Annotated in this window: 18 protein-coding genes; 7 read left to right on the forward strand and 11 right to left on the reverse strand. The window is 68.5% G+C overall.

Features of this window, described 5'->3' with window-relative positions; translation table 11 throughout:
* Positions 1–21: 21 nt before the first annotated feature.
* A complete protein-coding gene (locus CKJ85_RS08265; RefSeq protein ID WP_095554026.1) occupies positions 22–2,472 on the forward strand; it encodes a hypothetical protein in 2,451 nt (816 codons plus the stop codon).
* 16 nt (positions 2,473–2,488) lie between these two features.
* Here the strand turns inward: CKJ85_RS08265 and CKJ85_RS08270 are convergent, their stop codons facing one another.
* The 4 genes from CKJ85_RS08270 to CKJ85_RS08285 form a co-directional block, all read right to left on the reverse strand.
* Entirely contained in the window at positions 2,489–3,448 is a 960-nt protein-coding gene (locus tag CKJ85_RS08270; protein WP_095554027.1) for an endonuclease domain-containing protein, read from the reverse strand.
* Between the two features lie 217 nt (positions 3,449–3,665).
* Entirely contained in the window at positions 3,666–6,089 is a 2,424-nt protein-coding gene (locus CKJ85_RS08275; RefSeq protein ID WP_233127004.1) for a serine/threonine protein kinase, read from the reverse strand.
* A complete protein-coding gene (locus CKJ85_RS08280; protein WP_095554029.1) occupies positions 6,086–7,084 on the reverse strand; it encodes a glutamate ABC transporter substrate-binding protein in 999 nt (332 codons plus the stop codon). Before CKJ85_RS08280 ends, CKJ85_RS08275 begins: the two co-directional genes overlap by 4 nt.
* Complete coding sequence (locus tag CKJ85_RS08285) at positions 7,081–8,586, reverse strand: hypothetical protein (RefSeq protein WP_095554030.1); 1,506 nt, start codon at positions 8,584–8,586, stop codon at positions 7,081–7,083. The genes CKJ85_RS08280 and CKJ85_RS08285 overlap by 4 nt, the downstream gene beginning before the upstream one ends.
* 35 nt (positions 8,587–8,621) lie before the next feature.
* Here CKJ85_RS08285 and CKJ85_RS08290 point away from each other — a divergent pair, with 35 nt between their 5' ends.
* The 3 genes from CKJ85_RS08290 to CKJ85_RS08300 are packed head-to-tail and all read left to right on the forward strand — an operon-like array spanning position 8,622 to position 10,735.
* The gene (locus CKJ85_RS08290) at positions 8,622–9,083 is read left to right on the forward strand and encodes an NUDIX domain-containing protein (protein WP_095554031.1); all 462 of its coding nucleotides are present in this window, start codon (positions 8,622–8,624) and stop codon (positions 9,081–9,083) included.
* Complete coding sequence (locus CKJ85_RS08295; RefSeq protein WP_095554032.1) at positions 9,076–10,014, forward strand: ABC transporter ATP-binding protein; 939 nt, start codon at positions 9,076–9,078, stop codon at positions 10,012–10,014. Before CKJ85_RS08290 ends, CKJ85_RS08295 begins: the two co-directional genes overlap by 8 nt.
* On the forward strand, positions 10,007–10,735 hold the full coding sequence (locus tag CKJ85_RS08300) for an ABC transporter permease (RefSeq protein ID WP_158221634.1): 729 nt from the start codon (positions 10,007–10,009) through the stop codon (positions 10,733–10,735). The genes CKJ85_RS08295 and CKJ85_RS08300 overlap by 8 nt, the downstream gene beginning before the upstream one ends.
* A gap of 186 nt (positions 10,736–10,921) precedes the next feature.
* On the opposite strand, the gene cls is transcribed toward CKJ85_RS08300, so the two are convergent.
* From cls to CKJ85_RS08325, 5 genes are read right to left on the reverse strand one after another with little or no spacing between them, the layout of a single operon-like run.
* Entirely contained in the window at positions 10,922–12,418 is a 1,497-nt protein-coding gene (gene cls, locus CKJ85_RS08305) for a cardiolipin synthase (RefSeq protein WP_095547825.1), read from the reverse strand.
* Entirely contained in the window at positions 12,415–13,206 is a 792-nt protein-coding gene (locus tag CKJ85_RS08310; protein ID WP_095275623.1) for an exodeoxyribonuclease III, read from the reverse strand. The genes cls and CKJ85_RS08310 overlap by 4 nt, the downstream gene beginning before the upstream one ends.
* Before the next feature lie 60 nt (positions 13,207–13,266).
* On the reverse strand, positions 13,267–14,244 hold the full coding sequence (locus tag CKJ85_RS08315; protein ID WP_095554034.1) for a GNAT family N-acetyltransferase: 978 nt from the start codon (positions 14,242–14,244) through the stop codon (positions 13,267–13,269).
* The gene (locus tag CKJ85_RS08320; RefSeq protein WP_095554035.1) at positions 14,244–15,341 is read right to left on the reverse strand and encodes a hypothetical protein; all 1,098 of its coding nucleotides are present in this window, start codon (positions 15,339–15,341) and stop codon (positions 14,244–14,246) included. Before CKJ85_RS08320 ends, CKJ85_RS08315 begins: the two co-directional genes overlap by 1 nt.
* A gap of 19 nt (positions 15,342–15,360) precedes the next feature.
* The gene (locus tag CKJ85_RS08325; protein ID WP_233127005.1) at positions 15,361–15,933 is read right to left on the reverse strand and encodes a peptide deformylase; all 573 of its coding nucleotides are present in this window, start codon (positions 15,931–15,933) and stop codon (positions 15,361–15,363) included.
* A 16-nt stretch (positions 15,934–15,949) separates the two neighbouring features.
* Between CKJ85_RS08325 and CKJ85_RS08330 the strand changes: the two genes are divergently transcribed.
* The 3 genes from CKJ85_RS08330 (at position 15,950) to CKJ85_RS08340 (ending at position 18,587) form a co-directional block, all read left to right on the forward strand.
* A complete protein-coding gene (locus CKJ85_RS08330; RefSeq protein WP_233125623.1) occupies positions 15,950–16,177 on the forward strand; it encodes a DUF3263 domain-containing protein in 228 nt (75 codons plus the stop codon).
* An 86-nt stretch (positions 16,178–16,263) separates the two neighbouring features.
* Positions 16,264–17,376 carry a LytR C-terminal domain-containing protein gene (locus tag CKJ85_RS12315; protein ID WP_143340185.1) on the forward strand — a complete coding sequence of 371 codons (1,113 nt, stop codon included), beginning with the start codon at positions 16,264–16,266 and terminating at the stop codon, positions 17,374–17,376.
* A gap of 74 nt (positions 17,377–17,450) precedes the next feature.
* Positions 17,451–18,587, forward strand: a complete 1,137-nt coding sequence (locus CKJ85_RS08340) for a glutamate--cysteine ligase (protein ID WP_095547821.1) — start codon at positions 17,451–17,453, stop codon at positions 18,585–18,587.
* A gap of 27 nt (positions 18,588–18,614) precedes the next feature.
* On the opposite strand, the gene CKJ85_RS08345 is transcribed toward CKJ85_RS08340, so the two are convergent.
* Positions 18,615–19,016, reverse strand: coding sequence for a monovalent cation/H(+) antiporter subunit G (locus tag CKJ85_RS08345; RefSeq protein WP_095547820.1), 402 nt, complete (start codon positions 19,014–19,016; stop codon positions 18,615–18,617).
* Positions 19,013–19,291: a monovalent cation/H+ antiporter complex subunit F gene (locus tag CKJ85_RS08350; protein WP_095275616.1), complete on the reverse strand. Its 279-nt coding sequence runs from the start codon at positions 19,289–19,291 to the stop codon at positions 19,013–19,015. Before CKJ85_RS08350 ends, CKJ85_RS08345 begins: the two co-directional genes overlap by 4 nt.
* Positions 19,292–19,293 lie beyond the last annotated feature (2 nt).

Genomic DNA, 19,293 nt, shown 5'->3' on the forward strand with positions numbered 1-19,293 from the left:
TCCGCACAGAAAGGGGAACCGATGCGCCTCAGGCCCGCCCGCGCCACCGTCGCCGCGCTGACCGCCGTCGCGCTCGCATGCGCCGGCACCCCCGGCCCGGCAGCCGCGGACATCACGCAGAGCCGGTTTGCCGTCCAGCTCACCACGGGCGCGCCGAGCGGGTTCCACACCGTGGACGTGAATAAGGGGCGCGTGTCCTGGCTTACCTTCAACCACCCCAACCAAACGGTGCACGTGCTGCAGGATGCGCTGTCTATCGACGCCACCGCAGCCGACGCCCAGGTCTCGTACGCCGGCGACGACACCGAGGTCACCGAAGGCGCCGGAGCCGCCGGTGGCACGAGTGGCGCTGCCGAGACCGTCACGCTCACCCACCGCGACGACCGCGCCCAGGTGGAGATGGTGCGCACCTTCCGCGTCTCGGCGGACTCGGTGGAGGTGGATGTGCAGCTGCGCAACCTGGCGCAGGACCCGCGCGAGCTGAGCGTGGACCTCGCCCACGGCACCCTGGACAGCGACTTCGCCGTCACCGCCGACCGCGACGGCGACGCGCTCGACCTGCACATCGGTGAGGCTTACCAGCTGCGCCTGGATTTGGCGGGGTCGCAGCGTATCGGCACCGGCGCCGACCGTGATGCCGCACTGGCGGCCCTCGCCGGCTCGGACAAACCGGGCACGGACGGACCGGGCACGGACGCCCGCTACCAGGCCGGCCGCTTCGCCGGCACCGTCGCCCCCGGCGAGTCGCTGCACGCCAGCGCCACGCTCAACGGCACCGCGGACGACCGCCTCAACGACACGGACGGCGACGGCTTCCCCGACGTCTTCGAGGCGCAGGGCTTCACCACCGCCGACGGCACCGAGTTCCCCCTCAACGCGTGGGGCCTGGACCCCAACCGGCCCGACCTGCTCCTCCAGCTCAACTGGATGAAGTCCGAGTGGGAGACGCTGGGCTGCGCCACCCGCCGCGCTTACGCGCCCACCCCGGCCGACTTCGCCGCCTTCACCGCCTGCTCGCGCGCGAACACGAACACCTACCGGCCTTCGCGAGCCACCCTGAACCAGCTCGTCGAGGTGTTTGACCGCCAGGGCATCAATTTGCTTATCGACGCCGGCGCCTACTACACCAACATCCCCGCCTACACCGACTTTCACGGTGGCCCCACTGAGGACTACGCGGAGTACTACTTCGGAGGGGCGTCGACAAGCATGCCCTACGCGGCGAAACTCCTGGCCGAACGCGACCGGCTGCTGGGGGACCGCGCGGGCGTGTTCCGAGTCGGCGTGATCGGCGGGCAGCAGGCGCCCGGCGACCTCTCCTCCGGGACCGGGCTGGTGCGCGATGGCTCGTTCTTCGTGTCCAAGAACGAGCTGATGACGTCGCAGGAGCAACTGCGCAACAGCATCCTGCACGAATACGGCCATAACCTGGGGCTCACGCACTCGGGCGCGTACAACGTGGCGCACCCGGATTCGGACTACGTGCCCAACTACAGGTCCGTGATGAACTACCTCTACCAGTTCGCCTACTTCGACTACTCGGACACCGAGGCGCGCCCCGACGCCGCCGCGCCGCTGCCGCGCGCCTGTACCGACGGTTCCGTGACCTGCTACGACGGCGACTACGACATCGCGCCGGACTGGGACCACATCGAGCTGGTCAACGGGCGCATCGGCACCGCCCAAGGCACCGCCGGCACGAGCACGGCGGGTGGGGAAGAGACGTCGCACCGCGCCGACGTGACCGTGCGCGACCTGGAGAAGCACGCCGCCGAGCACAACAACGGCAAGGCCGGCTTCCGCGTGATCAACGACCCGGACGCGCCCAACGTCATCGTGGCCAACCGCAGCGACTCCACCGTGCGCGTCGAGCTGTCCAACCTGGGCAGTGCGCCGCACCGCTTCCGCGTCCAGGCTTCCTACCCGGGCGGCGAGTGGTCCGACACCGTGCAGGTCGCCTCCGCCCTGTCGAGCGACTCCAAGCGCACCGTCACCGTCCCCATCGCCCAGACCGCCGGCTACCGCGACGCCACCATGCCCATCCAGTTCCGCGTCTACAACGAGGACGGCCGCCTCGTCGCCGACGAGACCCAGGACTTTTCCGTGCTCACCTACACGAAGGCGCAGATGCAGTCGCTTATCGACGAACTCCAGCGCACCCGGTCCCCACTGCTCGCCGACGCGCAAGCCGCGCTCCTCGGGCCCGGCTCGGGCTCGGGTGCTGGCTCTGGCTCGGGCGCGTCGACCGCGACGCCCGTGCCGACGCGCCCCAACTCCGCCCTGCCCACCCCGACCCGCGCGCCGGGAGTCACCGACCTGGCGCCGGCGTCGCCTGTTGAGCCGGCTCCGGCGGCTACTGCTTCGCCTGCGGGCGGTTCGAGCTCGACCGGCATTGCGATCGGCGTGGTCCTTGCGCTGCTCGCGGCGCTGGGGATTGGCGCGGGCGTCGCGGCGCAGGCCGGGCTGCTGTAGCGGTCGGCTGTAGCGCCTACCCCGCCTTGCGCCGCCGCCAGTTCACGCCCGCTTGGGGCCGGGACGAGGTGGCGGGGGTGAGTGGGGCGTCGAGAAGCGACGAATGCTCCTTGAGCTCCAGGATCTGCTGCACGACGCCTGCCTCATCGCGCAGCAGCTCGCGCGGAGTCACGCGCACGACCTCGTAGTGCTGCAGCCGGAGCCAGTTCTCGCGCTCGAGCTGCTCGAGCGCCGCGACCTGGCCGTTCGCCGCGAACTTTGCGTCGCCGTCGACCTCGATGATCAGCTGCCCCCACAGCAGGTCCGGCCGCACGAACTGCCCAATCCACATCTGCTCCGCCGCTTCGATCCTGCGCTCGCGCAGCACGACCCGCAGCAGCGACTCGTACGGCGACTGCGACTTCGTCGAGCACCAGGCCAGGGTCTTGCGCGCGTGGGCGATGCCTTGCTTACCGACGAGCCTGTCCACCACCTCCTCCAACTCCGCCAACACCCGGTGGTGGTCCTTGCGTTCCACCTGGTAGAAGAGGGAATCCATCGCCACCACCCCGTGCCGGACCCCGTACAACCGCGCGATGTCCACCGCCGTCCGCGCGGCCGTGGTGACCTGGACGGTGTCGCGCTCCAGGGTGAAGGCGTAGCGGTCCGCCTCCGGGATGTGCAGGCGCCGATACTGCACCCCTTTCGGCCACGACGCCTTCCCCGGCACCGCCTGCTCCGGGTAGGACAACGCGACAGGCGCGTGCCGGTCGGGCAGGACCCAGATGCCGCTCACCACGGCGGCTGAGCGCCCCACCAGCACGGCAGTCTGCGCCGCCGCGCCAACCGCGTACGTGCGGAGAAACTCCTGTTCGTGGGGCTTGAGCTGCTGCCACACCGATGTGGCGATGAACTTGGTTGCGGACAGCTTCGTGCAGGCGAGCTCGTCTGCACTTCCAGGCCGGATGAGATGGCCGATGAGCGCACGTTTATCCATTGGTGTTCCCCCGATCTGTTGGCGCGATCCCCCCGATCGCCACTGGGTGCCAATGTAGCAGCCGCCGGCTGGCGTGGTGTGGAAACGTGCGGGCTGCGGCCTAGATGACGAAATCACGATGACGAGGATGCGACGAAACTCTCGTACCCTCGTCACCCTGATCTCGTCAAGTGGCAAAGAAGAGGGGCACCCGGCCCCGCCCGCACCCCGGCCCTGCCTAGAACCAGGTCGCGGGCCGGACCTTGTTGGCCATGTCCACCAGGGCGAACCGGTGCCTGGCGTACGGGGCGACGCGGGCCTGTTCCCGCAGCGTGATGGCCAGGCCGCGGCGGAGTCCGCGGAGGCTGAACGTGTACTCGAAGAGCGGCATCGTGGAGTCGGCGCGGCGCAGGTTGTTGGCGCGGAGGTAGGTCAGCGCGGCGCGGAGGACAAACACCTTGATCTGCAGGAAGCGCGGCTCGGTGTTGGGGATCTGGTCCAGGCGGCGGGCGGCGCGGCGGATGCGGGACTCGGTGAGGTCGCGGGAGACGAGGCAAAGGATGGCGGTGAGCTGGGCCATCCGGTTGTGGCGCGACGAGTTGGGCACCTTGTCCAGGGCGGCGACGGCGAGTTCGACCTCGCCCTCGTTCATGAGTTGGCGGGCCAGGCCGAAGGCGGAGGACACCGTGGTCGGGTTGGTCACCCAGACCAAGGCGTAGAGGCGCATGGAGTGGAAGCGCAGCATGGCGGGGTCGTTGGTGATCAGGCCCCACTCCCGGTCCAGGAGGCCGCGGTCGTGGAGGTCCTCGAAGAAGGATTCGTCCACGTCGTCGAGTTTGGAGCGGAGGCCGGCGGAGGCGCGCGCGAGGGCGTCGTTAAGCATTGGCTCCTCGTGGAGGCCGAGGTGTTGAAGCATGAGCTCGTTGACAGCGGCGATAGCGAGCTTGGGGGCGGCCTCGCCGGGGAGGAAGGCGAGGACGCGGGCGAAGTCGCGCTGGGCTGCGGCGTAGTCGCCGAGCAGGGTGTTGACCACGCCGAAGTACCAGTAGAAACGCCAGTTGCCGGCGAGGCGGGAGCTCATGCTGGCCAGCCACGTTTGGGCCTGCTGGGTCAGGCCGAGGTCCAGCATGGAGCGGACGACGCCGAACGGGATTTCCAGCGACTGCTGGTACTGGTCCGTCTGCATCGCCTGGCGCAGCGTTTCCAGGGTTTCCTGCGGCTCGGTGTAGGAGGAGCCCTGGAGCATGCCGGCGCCGACGTCGTCGCGGTTGATCAGCGGGGTGGGCAGCGCGGAGACTACTTCCTGGGGCGTGATTTCGACGGTGCGGGTGATGCCGTCGATGAGCTGGTCGGTGCGGAAGACCAGGTGCTTCGTGCCGAAGGTGGTACGTTGCGGCGAGAACTGGGATTGCTGGGCGGGGAAGGTGCGGCCGTCGCGAATTGCCAGGATCTCGCGCAGCACGCCGAGCAACTGCGCCTGCAGCTCTTGGACGGAGCTGTAGCGCTTCGCCGGCTCGGGCTCGCAGCAGCGCATGATCACGCGGTAGAGCGAGATGTAGCGGCGGAACAGCGGCTCCTCGGTGGGGGTGGGGATGCGGCGCTTGTACACGCCGTCGACCTGCGGCAACTCCACGACCAGCGCGGCGAGCGTGCGCCCGATGGTGTAGATGTCGGAGTGGACGGACGGCCCCTCCGAGGCCACCTCGGGCGCCTGGAAGCCGCGCGTGCCGTAGATGAAGCCGTAGGCGCCGATGCCGGAGACCGCGCCCAGGTCGATGAGCTTGACCTGGTCCTCCGTGACGATGATGTTGTCCGGCTTCAGGTCGTTGTACACCACGCCGCGCGAGTGCAGGTACCCCAGCGCCGGCAGCACCTCGAGCATGTAGCCGATCGCCACGTCGGGCGGCAGCTTGTGGTCGGGCTGCTTGTTGCAGCGCGTGCGCAGCGACGGCCCGCCCACGTACTCCATCACGATGAAACCGCTGGTCACGCGGGGGTCGTCGATGAAGTTGAAGATCTTCACAATCCCCGGGTGCGTGATGTCCGCCAGGAACTCGCGTTCGGCCTCGGCGGCCGCCGCCTCATCAGCGCTTTTCGACGAGTGCAGCCCCTTCAGCACGACCACCCGCTCCGCCACGTTGTGGTCTTGGGCCAGGTAGATCCAGCCCATGCCGCCGTGGGCAATCACGCCCATGATCTCGTACTGGCCGGCGACGATGTCGCCCGGGTGCAGGGCCGGGGCGGGGATGCCCTTCTCCACCTCCGCGGTGCGCGGGTCTTTGAGCGCCTTCTGCGGTTCGGTCGGCTCGACCCAGGGCAGCTTCACCATGCCGTCGGCGACGGTGCGGTCGTCGCGCCGGGTGCCGCGCAGCTCGCGGAATGTGTCCAGCGCCAGCTTGCGCGAGCGCGACGAGGTCTCCTCCTTCACCGACCCTTTGCGCAGGTCGTCGAGGTCTTTGAGCAGGCCGGCCATCTCGCCGAGCCCGGAGAAGTCTGCCTCGTCTTCGTCCTCGTCATCGTCGGCGAACGGGTCGAACGCCACGGCCTCGGTGCCGGGGTCGGTGTCGTCGGCGAAGGGGTCGAAGGCGACGGCTTCGGTCGCGGGGCCGGCGTCGGTAGGCGGGGTGTCCTCGGGGTCGCGCTTGGGGGTCGGGTCGCTCACTGTTCCTCCTCTTCGCGGTACATCAGGGGCGGCGGGGTGGGCTCGGCCAGCGAGCGGCCGAGCCAGGTGCGGTGCATGGTGGACCAGGTGCCGTTGGCGCGGATGCGCTCGATGGTGTGGTTCACGGCGCGGACCAGGTCATCGTGGCCCTTCTGCACGCCGACGGCGTAGAGCTGCCGGGCCAGCGACTCCGAGACGATCTCGGCGTGGGGGTCCTGCGCGGCCATGCCGGCGAGGATGGCATCGTCGGCAAGCACTGCGTCCGCCTGGAACTGCTGGGTGGCCATGAGGCAGTCCGACCACGATCGGGTGCGCAGGACCTCGGACTCCGGGGCGACGGTGCGCGCGAGGTTGAGCAGATTGGTGCCGTCGACAATGCAGACGCGCATGCCCGCGAGGTCGTCCAGGCTCTCGATGCCGCGGTCGCGCGGGGCGAGCAGGCGCACGTACGAGATCATGTACGGGGTGGAGAAGGAAACCTTCTGCGTGCGCTCCTTGGTGATGGACATGGTGCGGATCACCACATCCACTGCACCGGATTGCAGCATCTCCGAGCGCGAGGCGGACTCCACGAAGCGGAAGTCGACCTTCTCCGGGTCGCCGAGAATATCGGCCGCGATCTCGCGGGCGAGGTCGACCTCGAAGCCTCGCAAGTCGCCCGCCGACGTATCGCGGTAGGACAACAGGTACTGCGATTGGTCAATGCCCACGATGAGGCGGTCGCGGTTGCGGATCTGCTCCAGCGAGCCGCCGATGCCGTCCTCCTCGTCGTGGGGGCGCAGCGAGCCCGGCCAGTCGAAGTCCGCGGTGGCGAACTCGCCCTCCGGCGCGATCCCGGGCGGGTCCAGGATGGCGCCCGGCGGCAGCGGGAGGCCCTCGTACGTCGGCTCCGGGTCGCTCGGCTGGGTCGGGGAGGGCTTGGGCGCGGGGGCGCAAGCGGAAAGGGCGAGCGCGGCGGCGGTGATGGCGGCGGTGACGCGGCGGGAAGTGTTCACAGGAACTCTCCGATCCTGCGGCGGATACCAATCCAGATGCACGCCACCGCGAGCAGCGACAGGAGCGCGACCGCGCCCGAGACCAGACGGGTCGCGTCGAGGGATGCGGTGATGTACTCGCGCGTGGACACGCGCGACAGCGTGATCAGGTCCTGTAGGTCCGCGTCCAGTTCGCGGTACGCCGACGCGCCGACGTCGCCGGCCTCCTCGGTCCCCGGCTGCTTGCCGGTGAGGAGGACCACGGCCTCCTGGTACTGGCCGGCGTCGATAGCGGCGAGGAGGGCGTCGTGGTTGGAGGACCACTCGTTGAGGGACTCGTGGGCGGAGGCGATCGTTTCCTCGGCCGCGACCTGGCCGTCCTGTGCTTCCACGCCCCGCGCGTTGCGCAGCGCGGGCGTGTCGCGCGCGTCCAGTGCGTTCTCCGCGGCGCCGAGCGCGTCCTCCACCCGCTGGTGCGTCGAGTCAAAGGAGCGCGAGGACTGTGCCACGGACTGCCGCCGCAGCAGCGCGAACGTTTCGTCGGTGCGGGCCTCTTGGGCGTCGATACGCGCGGCCGTCAGCTGCTCCCACGGCTCTGCCGCCCGCGCGAAGCCGACCACGCCTGCCTGCCACAGCTGCAGGTTGGACACGACCACCCACAGGATCGCCACCACCATGGACGCGGTGGCGACGAGGAAGCCGCGGTTGAGGCGGCGCCGGAACGTGCGCCACAGCCACCATTGCGCCAGGAGCAGGAAGAACAGGGCGGCGAAGAGCCCCGACAACGGCACGAGCTGGGGCGCGGACAGCCGGGCCATCTCGCGGGCGACTTGGCGTTGTGTGAGTTTGTAGAGGCGGTCGGCGTCGCTGAGCATGTGCTCGCGCATGATGCCGGAGGCCTCGGACATGTAGGCGACGCCCACCGGGTTGCCCATCCGCTGGTTCACCAGCGCGCGCTCCATCAGCGCGGAGTAGAGGGGGATCTGGCGCTGGATGGAGGTGACCAGGCGCTCGATCTCCGCGCCGTCCTGCCCGTTCTCCGTCTCCACCGAGCCGCGGAAGACGTCGTTGGAGGCGGAGACCGCGCGGTCCAGCGAGCCCAGGTACAGGTCCATTTCCTCCTGCGTAAGCATGCCCGGCTGGACAAAGCCGGTGGTGGCGACGGTGTCTGCCTGCGACAGCGAGGTGAACAGCAGGTGCGCCGAGTTACTCATCGGCTCCGTGGCCGTGACCAGGGTGTCCAGCGAGTCCTGCCGCTTGGACATGGAGCTACTCATCGCCGCGCCCGCCGCCAGCAGGGCGAGCGTGAGCACCAGCATCATCGCGATGAGCTTGCCGGGTGTGGTGGCGAGGAAGCTCGCGCCGCGCCGGGCCATGCGCGCCGGGCCCGTGGCGTAGTCGCGCACGATCGCGCCGAACGTGCGGCGGGTGGGGACGCGCTCGAGCTCGTCCAGCCACGCGTCATCAGACGTCGGCGCGGCCCCCTCATGGGCCGTGCCGGGCAGCTGCACGTTGTGGCTCATTCCCCAAGAATAACGTGTCTGTCTACAGTGGGGGCATGCTTGGCGACGGAAACGGATGGGTCATCGGACCCCACGGTGAAAAGTACTGGGGCAAATTCGGGGCGGCTGGCCTCTTCCTGCAGGCAGGCGACGCAATCCTGATGCAGCACCGCGCCGCGTGGACCGCGCAGGGCGACACGTGGGGCATCCCCGGCGGCGCGCGCGACTCGCACGAAACCGCCAGCGAGGCCGCCCTGCGCGAAACGGTGGAGGAGTGCGGCATCGACCCGGACCGCGTGCGCCCGCTCGAGGAAGTGGTCACGTTCGAGGTCCCCGGCTGGGCGTACACCACCGTCATCGCGCGCACCGACGACGGCACCCAGCTGCCGGTCACGGCGAACGAGGAGAGCGAGGAGCTGCGCTGGGTTCCGCTGGGCGCGCTGCGCGAGCTGCCCCTCCACCCGGGGTTCGCTGCCGCGCTGGATCGCCTTATCGGGCATACTGAACCGCATGATTAAAGTACAGGGACTGACCAAGCATTACGGTCCGGTCCGGGCCGTCGATGACCTCACCTTCACCGTCAAACCTGGCGTGGTCACCGGCTTTCTCGGCCCAAACGGATCGGGCAAGTCGACGACGATGCGGATGATCCTCGGCCTGGACACGCCGACCGCGGGCAGTGCGCTTATCGACGACACGTTGTACCAGCACCTCCCCAACCCCACCCACCGCGTGGGCGCTTTGCTGGACGCGAAGGGCATCCACCCGAACCGCTCGGCGCGCAACGCGCTGCTCTGGCAGGCGCAGGCGGCGGGGCTGTCGAAGCAGCGCGTCGACGAGGTCCTCGGACTGGTCGGCCTGACCGACGTGGCGGACAAGAAGGTCCGCGGCTTCTCGCTCGGCATGGGCCAGCGCCTGGGCATCGCGGCCGCACTGCTGGGCGACCCCGAGTACCTCATCCTTGACGAGCCGGTCAACGGCCTCGACCCCGAAGGCATCCGCTGGGTCCGCAGCCTGCTGCGCCGGCTTGCCGACGAGGGGCGCACCATCCTCGTGTCCTCGCACATCCTGTCCGAAATGGCGCAGACCGCCGACAACCTGGTGGTCATCGGCCGCGGCCGGCTGGTGGCGGACACGTCGGTGCACGAGTTCATCGCGTCGAACTCCAACGTCACCACCGTCGTGCGCACCGCCACCGTCGCGGACATGAAGGGCCTGAGCGCCGCAATCGGCCAGGCCGGTGCGCGGGTGCAGCGTGGCGCGGATAGTGCGCAGCGCGAAGTGCTGGAAATCCCCGACCTGACCAGCGACGAGGTCGGCCGCATCGCCCACGAGGCGGGCGTGCAGCTGGCGGAGCTGACTGAGCGCCGCGCCTCGCTGGAGGACGCGTACATGCACTCGACCATGGACAAGGCCCAATACGTCGCACCGGAGGGAAATCGTGCTTAATCTGATCAACGCCGAATGGACCAAGCTGCGCACCACCGCGTCGTTCTACGCGTGCACGATCGTGGCGCTCGTGCTCTCGCTGCTCAACGCCGCGCTCACCGGCTGGATCTACAACACGATGTCGTTCCCGAAGCCATTGACGACGGCAGCCGTCATCACCGTCGTACTCTCCATGTACACGCTGGTGCAGACCTCAATGATGGTGACCACGGAATACCGGTTCGGCATGGCCGCCACCAACTTCCGGGTCGCGCCGAAGCGCTGGCAGCTTGCCCTGGCCAAGCTGATTCTTGGCGCGGTGCTCGTCGCCGTGGTGTCGCTGGTGAGCCTCGTCCTGGGCTTCACAGTGGCGGACCTGGTGGACAACAACCCGGTCGGCTGGGCCAGCAACTCGTTCGTGCACCGGGCGCTGTGGGCTGTCCCGCTTGGCGAGGCACTCCTCGCCGTCCTCGTCCAAGGCGTCGGCTGGCTGCTCCGCAACACTGCGGTCACGGTCTGCGCCGGGCTGCTCATGATGCTGCTTGTGGAGCGAGTCCTGCCCGTCATCCCCAAGATCGGCGAGCACGTCGACCGGTTCCTGCCGTTCAAGGATCTCAACGCGTTCATGCTCAACCAGAAGGCGCCGAACGACAACCCGCTCGTCTCCCTCGGCATCTTCGTCGTCTGGGCCCTCGTCGCGTGGGTGGCTGGCGTGGTGCTGCTGCACAAGCGCGACGCGTAAGCGTTGGTGTGTGGGCCCCTGGTCAGCCGGTTGCGGCTGGTCGGGGGCTTTTTGGTGGGGTCTTGCGGGGCGGGCGTGAGAGATTTCTGCGCTGCGTGGTTGGGGCATGGCGTTTTCCCAGGTCGCGACGAATTGGGTCGGCGGCGAACCGGAAATTTTACGCATTCTCGTCATCCAGCGCCCCGCCTACTGCAGCGCGGAGGTCAGCTTCATCACGTTGTCCACGTAGCGGCGGTACCAGGGTCGGCGGTTCCATCGCTCCGGGGTGAGTTCTCTGGAGACGGATAGGTAGGTGTCGGCGAGGCGGTGCAGGTCGCGGAGGAGGCTGCCCTCGGCGACGAAGAGGCTGGACTCGTAGTTGAGGGAGAAGGAGCGGATGTCCATGTTGGAGGAACCAACGATGGCCACCGGCCGCCCAACCCCAGAACCAGAACCACCCCCCGGATCCGCCAGCGCGAACTTGGTGTGCAGCACGTAGGGGGCGGGGAACTCCCAGATGTGCACGCCTGCGTCGAGAAGCTGCTCGTAATAGGAGGATTGGGCGTGGTTGACCATGAACTGGTCGGCCTTTTCGCCGACGAGGAGGTCGACGCGGATGCCTCGGTAGCAGGCGGTGGTCACAGCTTCCAGCAGCGATTCGTCGGGGACGAAATAGGGGGAGCAGAGGATGAGGCGCTCGTTGGCGTGGTGGATGAGGGAGTTGAAGCTGCGCAGGTTGGGCTCGGTCTGGTAGCCGGGGCCGGAGGGGAGGAGCTGGACTAGGTTGACGTCCTCGCCGTGGGGGCTGGGGAGGGACGCGGGGGTGTGGAGGTCGATCAGCTCGCCGGATTCGGTGTACCAGTCGACGGCGAAGAGTGACTCCATGGAGGCGACGATGGGGCCCTCGAGCTCGATGAAGGTGTCCACCCACTGGCGTCCGGCGCGGCGGTGGTTGGGCATGAGGTAGCCGCGGTCGATGAGGTTGAGGGAGCCGATGAAGCCGACGCGGCCGTCGATGACCACGAGCTTGCGGTGGTTGCGCAGGTCGGGGCGCCGGAAGCGGCCGCGCAGCAGGTTGAGGGGCAGCATGAGGTGCCAGTCGATGCCAGCGTCGGTGAGCCGGCGCTTCAGGGTCCGGAAGTGCGGGTACTTCATGGAGCCGATGTGGTCGAAGAGGAGGCGGACGTGGACGCCGCGCTGCACGGCCCGCTCCATCGCCTCGAAGACGGGGCCGGTGGTCTGGTCCCACGCCACGGCGTAGATTTCGACGTCGACGTAGGAGGTGGCGGCGTCGATAAGCGTTGCGAGGCGGCGCATGACTAATTCGTAGTCGGTCCAGGTGTGGCGGACGCGGCTGTATTCGGCGGGGAAGCCGGTGAGCTCGCGGTTGAGCCGGATCATCGACGCCGCGTCGGGGGCCAGGCGAGCGTCGGCGGGGTGGTCGGGCGTGCGCGTGTAGATGTCGTTGAGGGCGGCGGTGGCGCGCTGCTGGATGCGGTGGCGGCGGCGCGAGACCAGTGTCGAGCCCATCAGCAGGTAGAGGGGCAGGCCGACGATGGGCAGCAGGAGGATGAGCAGCAGCCACGCGTTCGCGGACGCCGGGCGCCGGTTCTCCGGCACGATGCCGATCATGACGAACTTGATCGCGTAGTCAATGGTCATGGCAACGAGCTGCCAGACCGAGAGGTCGAACGAGAACGTCATCGCACTTGGTCGATGTCCAGGCCGTGCGTGTCGTAATCCACGATCACGGGCGCGTGGTCGGAGGCGCCGGTGCCGCGGCGCTCGTCCACGTCCACCCAGGCGCGGGTCGCCTTCGCCGCGAGCGGCGCGGTGGCCAGCTGGAAGTCAATGAGCATCCCCTCGTTGCGCGGGAAGCGGCCTGACTTGTAGTCCCAGAACGAGTAGAGGTCATCGTGCGTGATCTGGGTCAGCCCCGTCTCCTCCAGCATCTGGAACGCGGCGCGCTCCGGCTCCGTGACGTGCGTTTTGCCGTCGAACCAGTCGATGTCCCACACGTTTTCGTCGCGAGGCGCGATGTTGAAGTCGCCGGTGAGCACCTGCAGGTCGCCGGGCCGCACCGTGTCCTGCAGCGAGTAGAGGAACTGCAGCTTGTAGTCGTAGTGCGGGTCGCCGATCTCGCGGCCATTCGGCACGTACAGGCTCCACACCTCGACGCCGCCGCAGTCCGCGCCGACGGCCCGCGCCTCCAGCTCCGGCTCGCCCTTCTTGGCAAAGCGGGGCTGCCGCTCGAAGTGGTCGCGCACGTGCTCGAGCCCGACCCGCGAGGCGATCGCCACCCCGTTCCACTGGTTGTGCCCCACGTGCGCGACTTCGTAGCCCGCCGCCTGAAACGTGGAGTAGGGGAACTTGGCGTCCGCCGTCTTCGTCTCCTGCATGGTCAGCACGTCCACGTCCTGCCGCTCGAGGAATGCGGCGATGCGATCGGCGCGCGTCCGCACCGAGTTGACGTTCCAAGTGGCAATTCGCATGCCCACCACCTTAGCGTTTTCGGGGCAGTGCTTATCGACGCCACGTCCACCCCGCCCGACTCACCCCAACAACCGGGCGTACCGGTGCCGGTGGTGCTCCAGGAATCCCAGCTTGTGGTACATCGCCAGCGCAGCCGTGTTGCTCACGCGCGTCTGCAGGTAGGCGCGCTCGGCGCCCTGTTGCGCGCCCCACGCGAGCAGCTGCCGGGTGAGCTGGGTGCCCAGGCCCTGGCGGCGGCAGTCCTCGGGGACCTCCACGGCAGAGTAGCCGAGCCAGGTGCGCCCGTCGTCGGACTCTGTAAGCGTCGCGCGGGTGACGGCGACGGTTCGCCCGCCCCGCTCGAGCCGGGCGAAGGCGATGCGGCCTTCGATGTGCGACGCCAGGTCGAGCACCGCGTCTTCCGGCAGCGCGGCGCCCCGGAAGTGGTACATGGCGAGCCATTCGGCGTCGGGCGTGTCGTCGACGCGGAAGTCCGCGCCCGCGGGTTCGGCGGGGGCGTCCTCGCACGGCGCCGTCATGACCAGGATTTCCTCGCCAAGCTCCCACCGGTCCGGGTGCCCCTCGATGAGGCGCAGCGCCGGTTTGCCGATGCGCTCCGGCACCAGCAGCTGCACCGGCATGTCGCGCTCGGCGTAGAACTCGCGGAGTGCGTCGAGCGGGACCGGCTGCAGGGAGGCGGAGTGGCCGATGGGGGCGGCGGAGTTGGACCGTTCGGCGATTTCGGCACCGGAGCGGGCAAGCCAGCCGCTGATAAGCTGCTGCTCCTGGCCCGGAAAGGCGCGCGCGGTGGCGGTTTCGATCGCGCGGATGTCGGAGTTGCGGACGGTGCGCGGCGACAGCTTCTTGATGATGTGCACGTCCCGAATCTCCACCGCGTCCTTGAACGACGGAAAGCCGCCGACCTCCTGCGGGCGGATGACCAGCGGGTTGAGGCTGAGGACGTGGCCGATGACGTCGCTGGCCATCTCGCCGCGGCGCTGGCGCACGACCACGCGGTCGCCGACGGCCACCTCGTCGGAGCGGAAGATGCGCGACATTACGCCGGACGGCGCACGAGGAACAGGCCGCCTGCCGTGAGCAGCAGTGCCAGCACGATCAGGTTGAGCATCGGTGTGCCGGTCTCGGCGAGGTCACCCTCACGCTCGTCCTCCTCGGTGGTGGTGGAGGAGGAGCGGGTGCTGCTGGTCGTGCGCGTGGTGGTCGACGACTTGGTGGACGAGCTCGCCGACGTCGTGCGGTTGTGCAGGATCGCGGTCGCCGAGGTGCTCTCGGATGTGCTGCTGGAGGAGCTCGTCGTGCTGGATGCGGTCCCCGTGGTCGTCTCCGCCGGCGAGCTGGTGGACGATGAGGTTTCGGTGGTGCTGGTGGTGCTCGACTCGCTGGAGGTGGAGGACGAGGTCGTCTCGTCGTCCTCTTCGTCGCCGTCCGCGAGCACGTTCGCGCGGTACCGCACGTTGGGCTCCTCGGTCGCAGCGGTCGTTTCGGTCGCTTCCGGCTCACTGCTCGCGCTTGTCGACGCTTCCGTCGACCCCGCCACCGTCGTCGGCTCCTCCGCGCGCTTCACCTCGGTGGTGGCGTGGGTGGACTCCGGCGCGCAGTCGAAAGCGATGCGCTTGTCGCCCTGCTCGGAGCGCTCGACCGCGTCCATGGCGGTCGTGCCGAGCAGGCCGCCCAGGCCGGTGTCGCCGGCGACGAGGCCGGGGAGGCAGACCGCTTCGTCGTCGCCGAGCACCTCGGTGCGCAGCTCGCGGACCGTCTTGCGGTCCTCCTTAATAGCGTCCGCTGCCTCGGTGAAGGCTTCCTTGTCTTCCTTGCTCAGGGGCGTGCCGGACTCCTCGGCGTCCCGCTCTGCGTCCTCGCGCAGCTCGCGCAGGTCATCGGCAGCGTTGATGAGGTCGGTGCGCCACTCCTTGAGGGTGGCGCGGTAGGCGTCCTGGGCCTCGACCAGCGCCTCGTCGTCGCCCGATTCCTCGGCGGCGTCGATGTCCTCCTGCTGGGCCTCGAGGGTTTCGGAGTGGGAGTTGTGGGACGCGGTGACGTCGATAAGCAACTGCTCCAGCGGCTCCTCGGCCGATGCGAACGGCGCTGCGGCGAGCACGATCGTGCCTGCGGCGATAGCGGCGGTGGTGCGCATAAGTTCCTTCCCTTGTGGGCTAGTGGCCGAACGGGTCCTCGTCGGTGCCCGGCAGCCAAGTGTTGCCCGGTTCGGTCCAACCATTGGCCTTGATCGCGCGCTTGGCCTCGCGCTTGTAGCGGCCGGTCAGTACATCGGTGTACACCTTACCGTCAAGGTGGCCCACCTCGTGCTGCAAACAGCGAGCGAAGAAACCGGTGCCCTCGATTGCAATCTCGTTGCCGTGCTCGTCCAGGCCCGTGACCTTGGCCCAGTCCGCGCGGCCGGTGGGGAAGCCCTCGCCGGGGATGGAGAGGCAGCCCTCGTCGTCCTCGCCGTCGTCGCGCGGCATAGTCTTGGGGATCTCGCTGGTCTCCAGCACCGGGTTGATCACGGTGCCGCGGCGCATCTCGTCTCCGTCCGGGCAGTGGTACACAAACAGGCGCAGGTCAACGCCCACCTGGTTCGCGGCCAGGCCGACGCCGTGCGCGGCGTCCATCGTCTCGTGCATATCGGCGATGAGCTCCTGCAGCTCCTCCACAGGCTGCTCCACCTTGCGGGTCGGGTTGTGCAGGACAGGGTCGCCGTAAATCACGATGGGTCGAATCGTCATGCCTACTATATTAAGCATGCTCTCGACGCTTTCCGATTCCGACCGCGAACTCCTCGACTTCGAAGCCCACGCGCCCCGCAGCCTGGGCGCGAAGGAGGAAGCGATCCGGCGGGAGCTCGGGCTGAATCCCACCCGGTACTACCAGCGGTTGAACCTGCTATTGGAGTCGCCGGAGGCGCTCGCGTACGCGCCGCAGCTGGTCCGGAGGCTGCGCGCGGTGCGGGAGGCGCGCGAGATTGGGTAGCGTTTGCGCTTGACGACGATCAGCGCTCGGCGTGTCACACGCGCACCTCTACCTCAAGTATGGCTTGAGGGTTTAGAGTGGCGCATGTGAATACTGTGAACCCTGGTGATGGACATCGCGGACGAGACGAGTTCCCGCGCGAACGTGACGACTACCGTGGCGCCCACCGGCGCGCCGACGAGCCGGAAGAATACGGTGACGGCTACGCCGACGACAGGTACGTAGACGACCGCTACGCCGACGACAGGTACTACGACACAGCGTACGAGGATGCGGAGTACGTAGAGGCGGAGCCGGTCGAGGCCGAGCTGGTTGACGAGGAAGAGGAGCGCCGCGGGGCGCTGGGTGGATCTACCGTGGCCACGGGTGGCGCTGCGGGCGCAGCTGGTGCGGGTGCAGCTGGGGCGCGCGACGCCGCCGCTGACTCGCGCGACGCCGCCACCGCCGCTGGTTCGCGCGACGCCGCGGCAGCGGGGATCCCGAAGCGCGGCCTCGGCATGATCCTGCTTGCAGTCGGCGTGCTGCTCGCGCTGTGGGCCGTGTTTGCACTGAACAAGGACGATGACTCCCCGAGCAACACCGCTGAAGAGACCCAGAGCAGCCAGGCAAGCAGCGCCGCGCAGCCCAACGGCGCGGACGGGAACGGCGCCAACAACGGCGCGGCAGCACCGGCGCCGGGCCAGGAAAACGCGGGCCAGGCCGGCGACGCACAGAACCCGGACGCGCAGAACCCGGACACCAACAACCCGGACGCGCAGAACCCGGACGCAAACGCCGACGCCGACGCGAATGGCGATGCCGGCGAGGCCGCCCCCGCTGCGCCCGCCGCCCCCGCTAACAACCCGGCCACCCCGGGCCTGACGGCGCAGGACGCGCAGGTCTACGTCTTTAACAACTCGGGCGTGCCGGAGCTGGCCAACAAGACGGCCGGCGAGCTGGGCGGCCAGTACCACGTGGCCAACCAGTCGCAGGACCCGGCGGCGATGAACATGCCGGAGCAGACGTTCGGCGTGTTCCCGGAGACGTACGTGTTCTACAACCCGCAGGTGGCGGGGGCCGACCAGGTGGCGGCCGAGGTGGCGCAGCGCGTCGGTGGCACGCCGCGCGCGAACAATGATCTGCCGGATGGGGAGACCCAGCTGCCGTCGGAGGCGATCCAGAACCGCAACGCGATTACGGTCGTGCTTGCGGGGCGGTAACGGGGGCGTCGATAAGCATTTGCCCTGAAACAAATTGACGATGTTTCGGGGTACCCCGACTTACACTTGACCACATGGATCCTTATCGCGATTTTGCTCGATCCGCGGAGCCCACGCTGGGCGTGGAGTGGGAGATTTGCGTCGTCGACCCCGAGACGCGCGACCTCGTTCCGCAAGCCGAAAAGGTCATTGAGCAGGTGGAACGCGAGCACCCGGGGACCCGGCTGGAGCGTGAGTTCCTGCAAAACACCATCGAGCTGGTCACCCCGATCTGCCGCAATACTCGCGAGGCGATGGGCGCGCTCAGCGCCGACCTGGGCAAGGTCCGGAGCGCCGCGGAACAGCAGGGCCTCCGGTTGTGGGCCAGCGGCGGCCACCCCTTCTCGGACTTCCACGAGCAGCCGCTCAGCCCCAAGCTGACGTACCAGGAGATCATTAACCGCACGCAGTATTGGGGGCAGCAAATGCTGCTGTGGGGCGTGCACTGCCACGTAGGCATCAGCCACGAGGACCGCGTGTGGCCCATCATCAACGCGATCATGGCGCACTACCCGCACTTGCTGGCCATCTCCGCGTCGAGCCCGGGGTGGGACGGCATTGATACCGGCTACGCCTCAAACCGCACCATGCTCTACCAGCAGCTTCCCACCGCGGGCATGCCGTACCAGTTCCGCGACTGGGACGAGTGGGTCGGCTTCATGCGTGACCAGCAGACCTCCGGCGTGATCAGCCATACGGGAAGCATGCACTTCGACGTCCGCCCGGCCGCCAAGTGGGGCACGATCGAGGTGCGCATTAGCGACGCCCCCTCGAACCTCCGCGAACTCGCCGGAATCGTCGCCCTCACGCACTGCCTCGTGGTGTACTACGACCGGAAGCTGTCCGCAGGCGAAGCGCTGCCGACGCTGCAGCCCTGGCACGTTGCCGAAAACAAGTGGCGCGGCGCCCGCTACGGCATGGAGGCGCTCGTGATCACCAGCCGCGACACCGACGAGCGCTGGGTAAAGGATGAGCTGCGCGACATGCTCGTGGAGCTCACGCCCATCGCGGAGGAGCTGGACTGCGTGGAGGAGCTGGAGCTCGTGCGCGAGATCTTGCGCGACGGGGCGGCCTACCAACGGCAGCGGAAAATTTACGAGGCGACCGGGGACTGGAAGCGCGTGGTGGACGCGACCTGCGACGAGATGCAGGAGATGCAGCCGCCCCGGTAGCCCACGGCGACCTGCCACCGGCGAGCCCTACTCCGCGGGCGCGTCCGGGTTGACGCGGCGCGGGTGGTAGGCGGCGGGCCGGTCGTTGCGGGTGAGCTGGTCCTCGGAACCGTAGAGCCCTTCGCGCCTGGCCACGCGGCCGAGGCGCTGCGCGGTGACCGGGTTGGTCATCAGCGCGAACAGGACCAGGAGCACCAGGATGCCAAGGTCGCCGCGCTCGTGCACGGAGAAGCTGGGGGAGCTGACCAGCCGGATGATGGTGCCCACGAACATGAGCAGGAGACCGGTGGTTTGCGGCTTGGTAATCGCGTGGACCCGGGCCAGGGTGGAGTCGAACCGGACGGCGCCGACCGCCGCCGAGAACACCATGAAGGATCCGGGGAGGATGAAGAGGAGGGAGATGGCGTCGAAAAGCATTGCCCAATTCACAGCGAACCATCCCTCTTGCGGAAGCGGGCGACGGAGATCGAGGCGATGAAGCCGAGCAGCGCGATGACCATCATGACGTTGACTACCGTGGTATCCAGCGTCCAGCACACGTAGAGGGCGAGGGCGCACTGGAGGGAGGCGGTGATGGCGTCGTTGCCCAGCAGGCGGTCCATGGAGTCGGGGCCGACGATGACGCGCCAGGCCAGCAGCAGGAAGCCGACGGCGATGAAGACGGCGGCGATGCAGAGGAAGACGTTGTACAGGGTTGGGTCCATGG

The sequence above is a fragment of the Corynebacterium sp. NML 150383 genome, from assembly GCF_002285085.1.
GTDB lineage: Bacteria > Actinomycetota > Actinomycetes > Mycobacteriales > Mycobacteriaceae > Corynebacterium > Corynebacterium gottingense.

Excerpts from the sequence above, each read along its gene's own strand:
- CKJ85_RS08265 (WP_095554026.1), top strand. The coding sequence starts at position 22 with ATGCGCCTCAGGCCCGCCCGCGCCACCGTCGCCGCGCTGACCGCCGTC.
- CKJ85_RS08310 (WP_095275623.1), bottom strand. The coding sequence starts at position 13,206 with ATGCGAATTGCCACTTGGAACGTCAACTCGGTGCGGACGCGCGCCGAT.
- CKJ85_RS08270 (WP_095554027.1), bottom strand. The coding sequence starts at position 3,448 with ATGGATAAACGTGCGCTCATCGGCCATCTCATCCGGCCTGGAAGTGCA.
- cls (WP_095547825.1), bottom strand. The coding sequence starts at position 12,418 with ATGACGTTCTCGTTCGACCTCTCGGTCTGGCAGCTCGTTGCCATGACC.
- CKJ85_RS08340 (WP_095547821.1), top strand. The coding sequence starts at position 17,451 with ATGGATCCTTATCGCGATTTTGCTCGATCCGCGGAGCCCACGCTGGGC.
- CKJ85_RS08350 (WP_095275616.1), bottom strand. The coding sequence starts at position 19,291 with ATGGACCCAACCCTGTACAACGTCTTCCTCTGCATCGCCGCCGTCTTC.
- CKJ85_RS08320 (WP_095554035.1), bottom strand. The coding sequence starts at position 15,341 with ATGCGCACCACCGCCGCTATCGCCGCAGGCACGATCGTGCTCGCCGCA.
- CKJ85_RS08295 (WP_095554032.1), top strand. The coding sequence starts at position 9,076 with ATGATTAAAGTACAGGGACTGACCAAGCATTACGGTCCGGTCCGGGCC.
- CKJ85_RS08315 (WP_095554034.1), bottom strand. The coding sequence starts at position 14,244 with ATGTCGCGCATCTTCCGCTCCGACGAGGTGGCCGTCGGCGACCGCGTG.
- CKJ85_RS08330 (WP_233125623.1), top strand. The coding sequence starts at position 15,950 with ATGCTCTCGACGCTTTCCGATTCCGACCGCGAACTCCTCGACTTCGAA.
- CKJ85_RS08325 (WP_233127005.1), bottom strand. The coding sequence starts at position 15,933 with ATGACGATTCGACCCATCGTGATTTACGGCGACCCTGTCCTGCACAAC.
- CKJ85_RS08290 (WP_095554031.1), top strand. The coding sequence starts at position 8,622 with ATGCTTGGCGACGGAAACGGATGGGTCATCGGACCCCACGGTGAAAAG.
- CKJ85_RS08285 (WP_095554030.1), bottom strand. The coding sequence starts at position 8,586 with ATGAGCCACAACGTGCAGCTGCCCGGCACGGCCCATGAGGGGGCCGCG.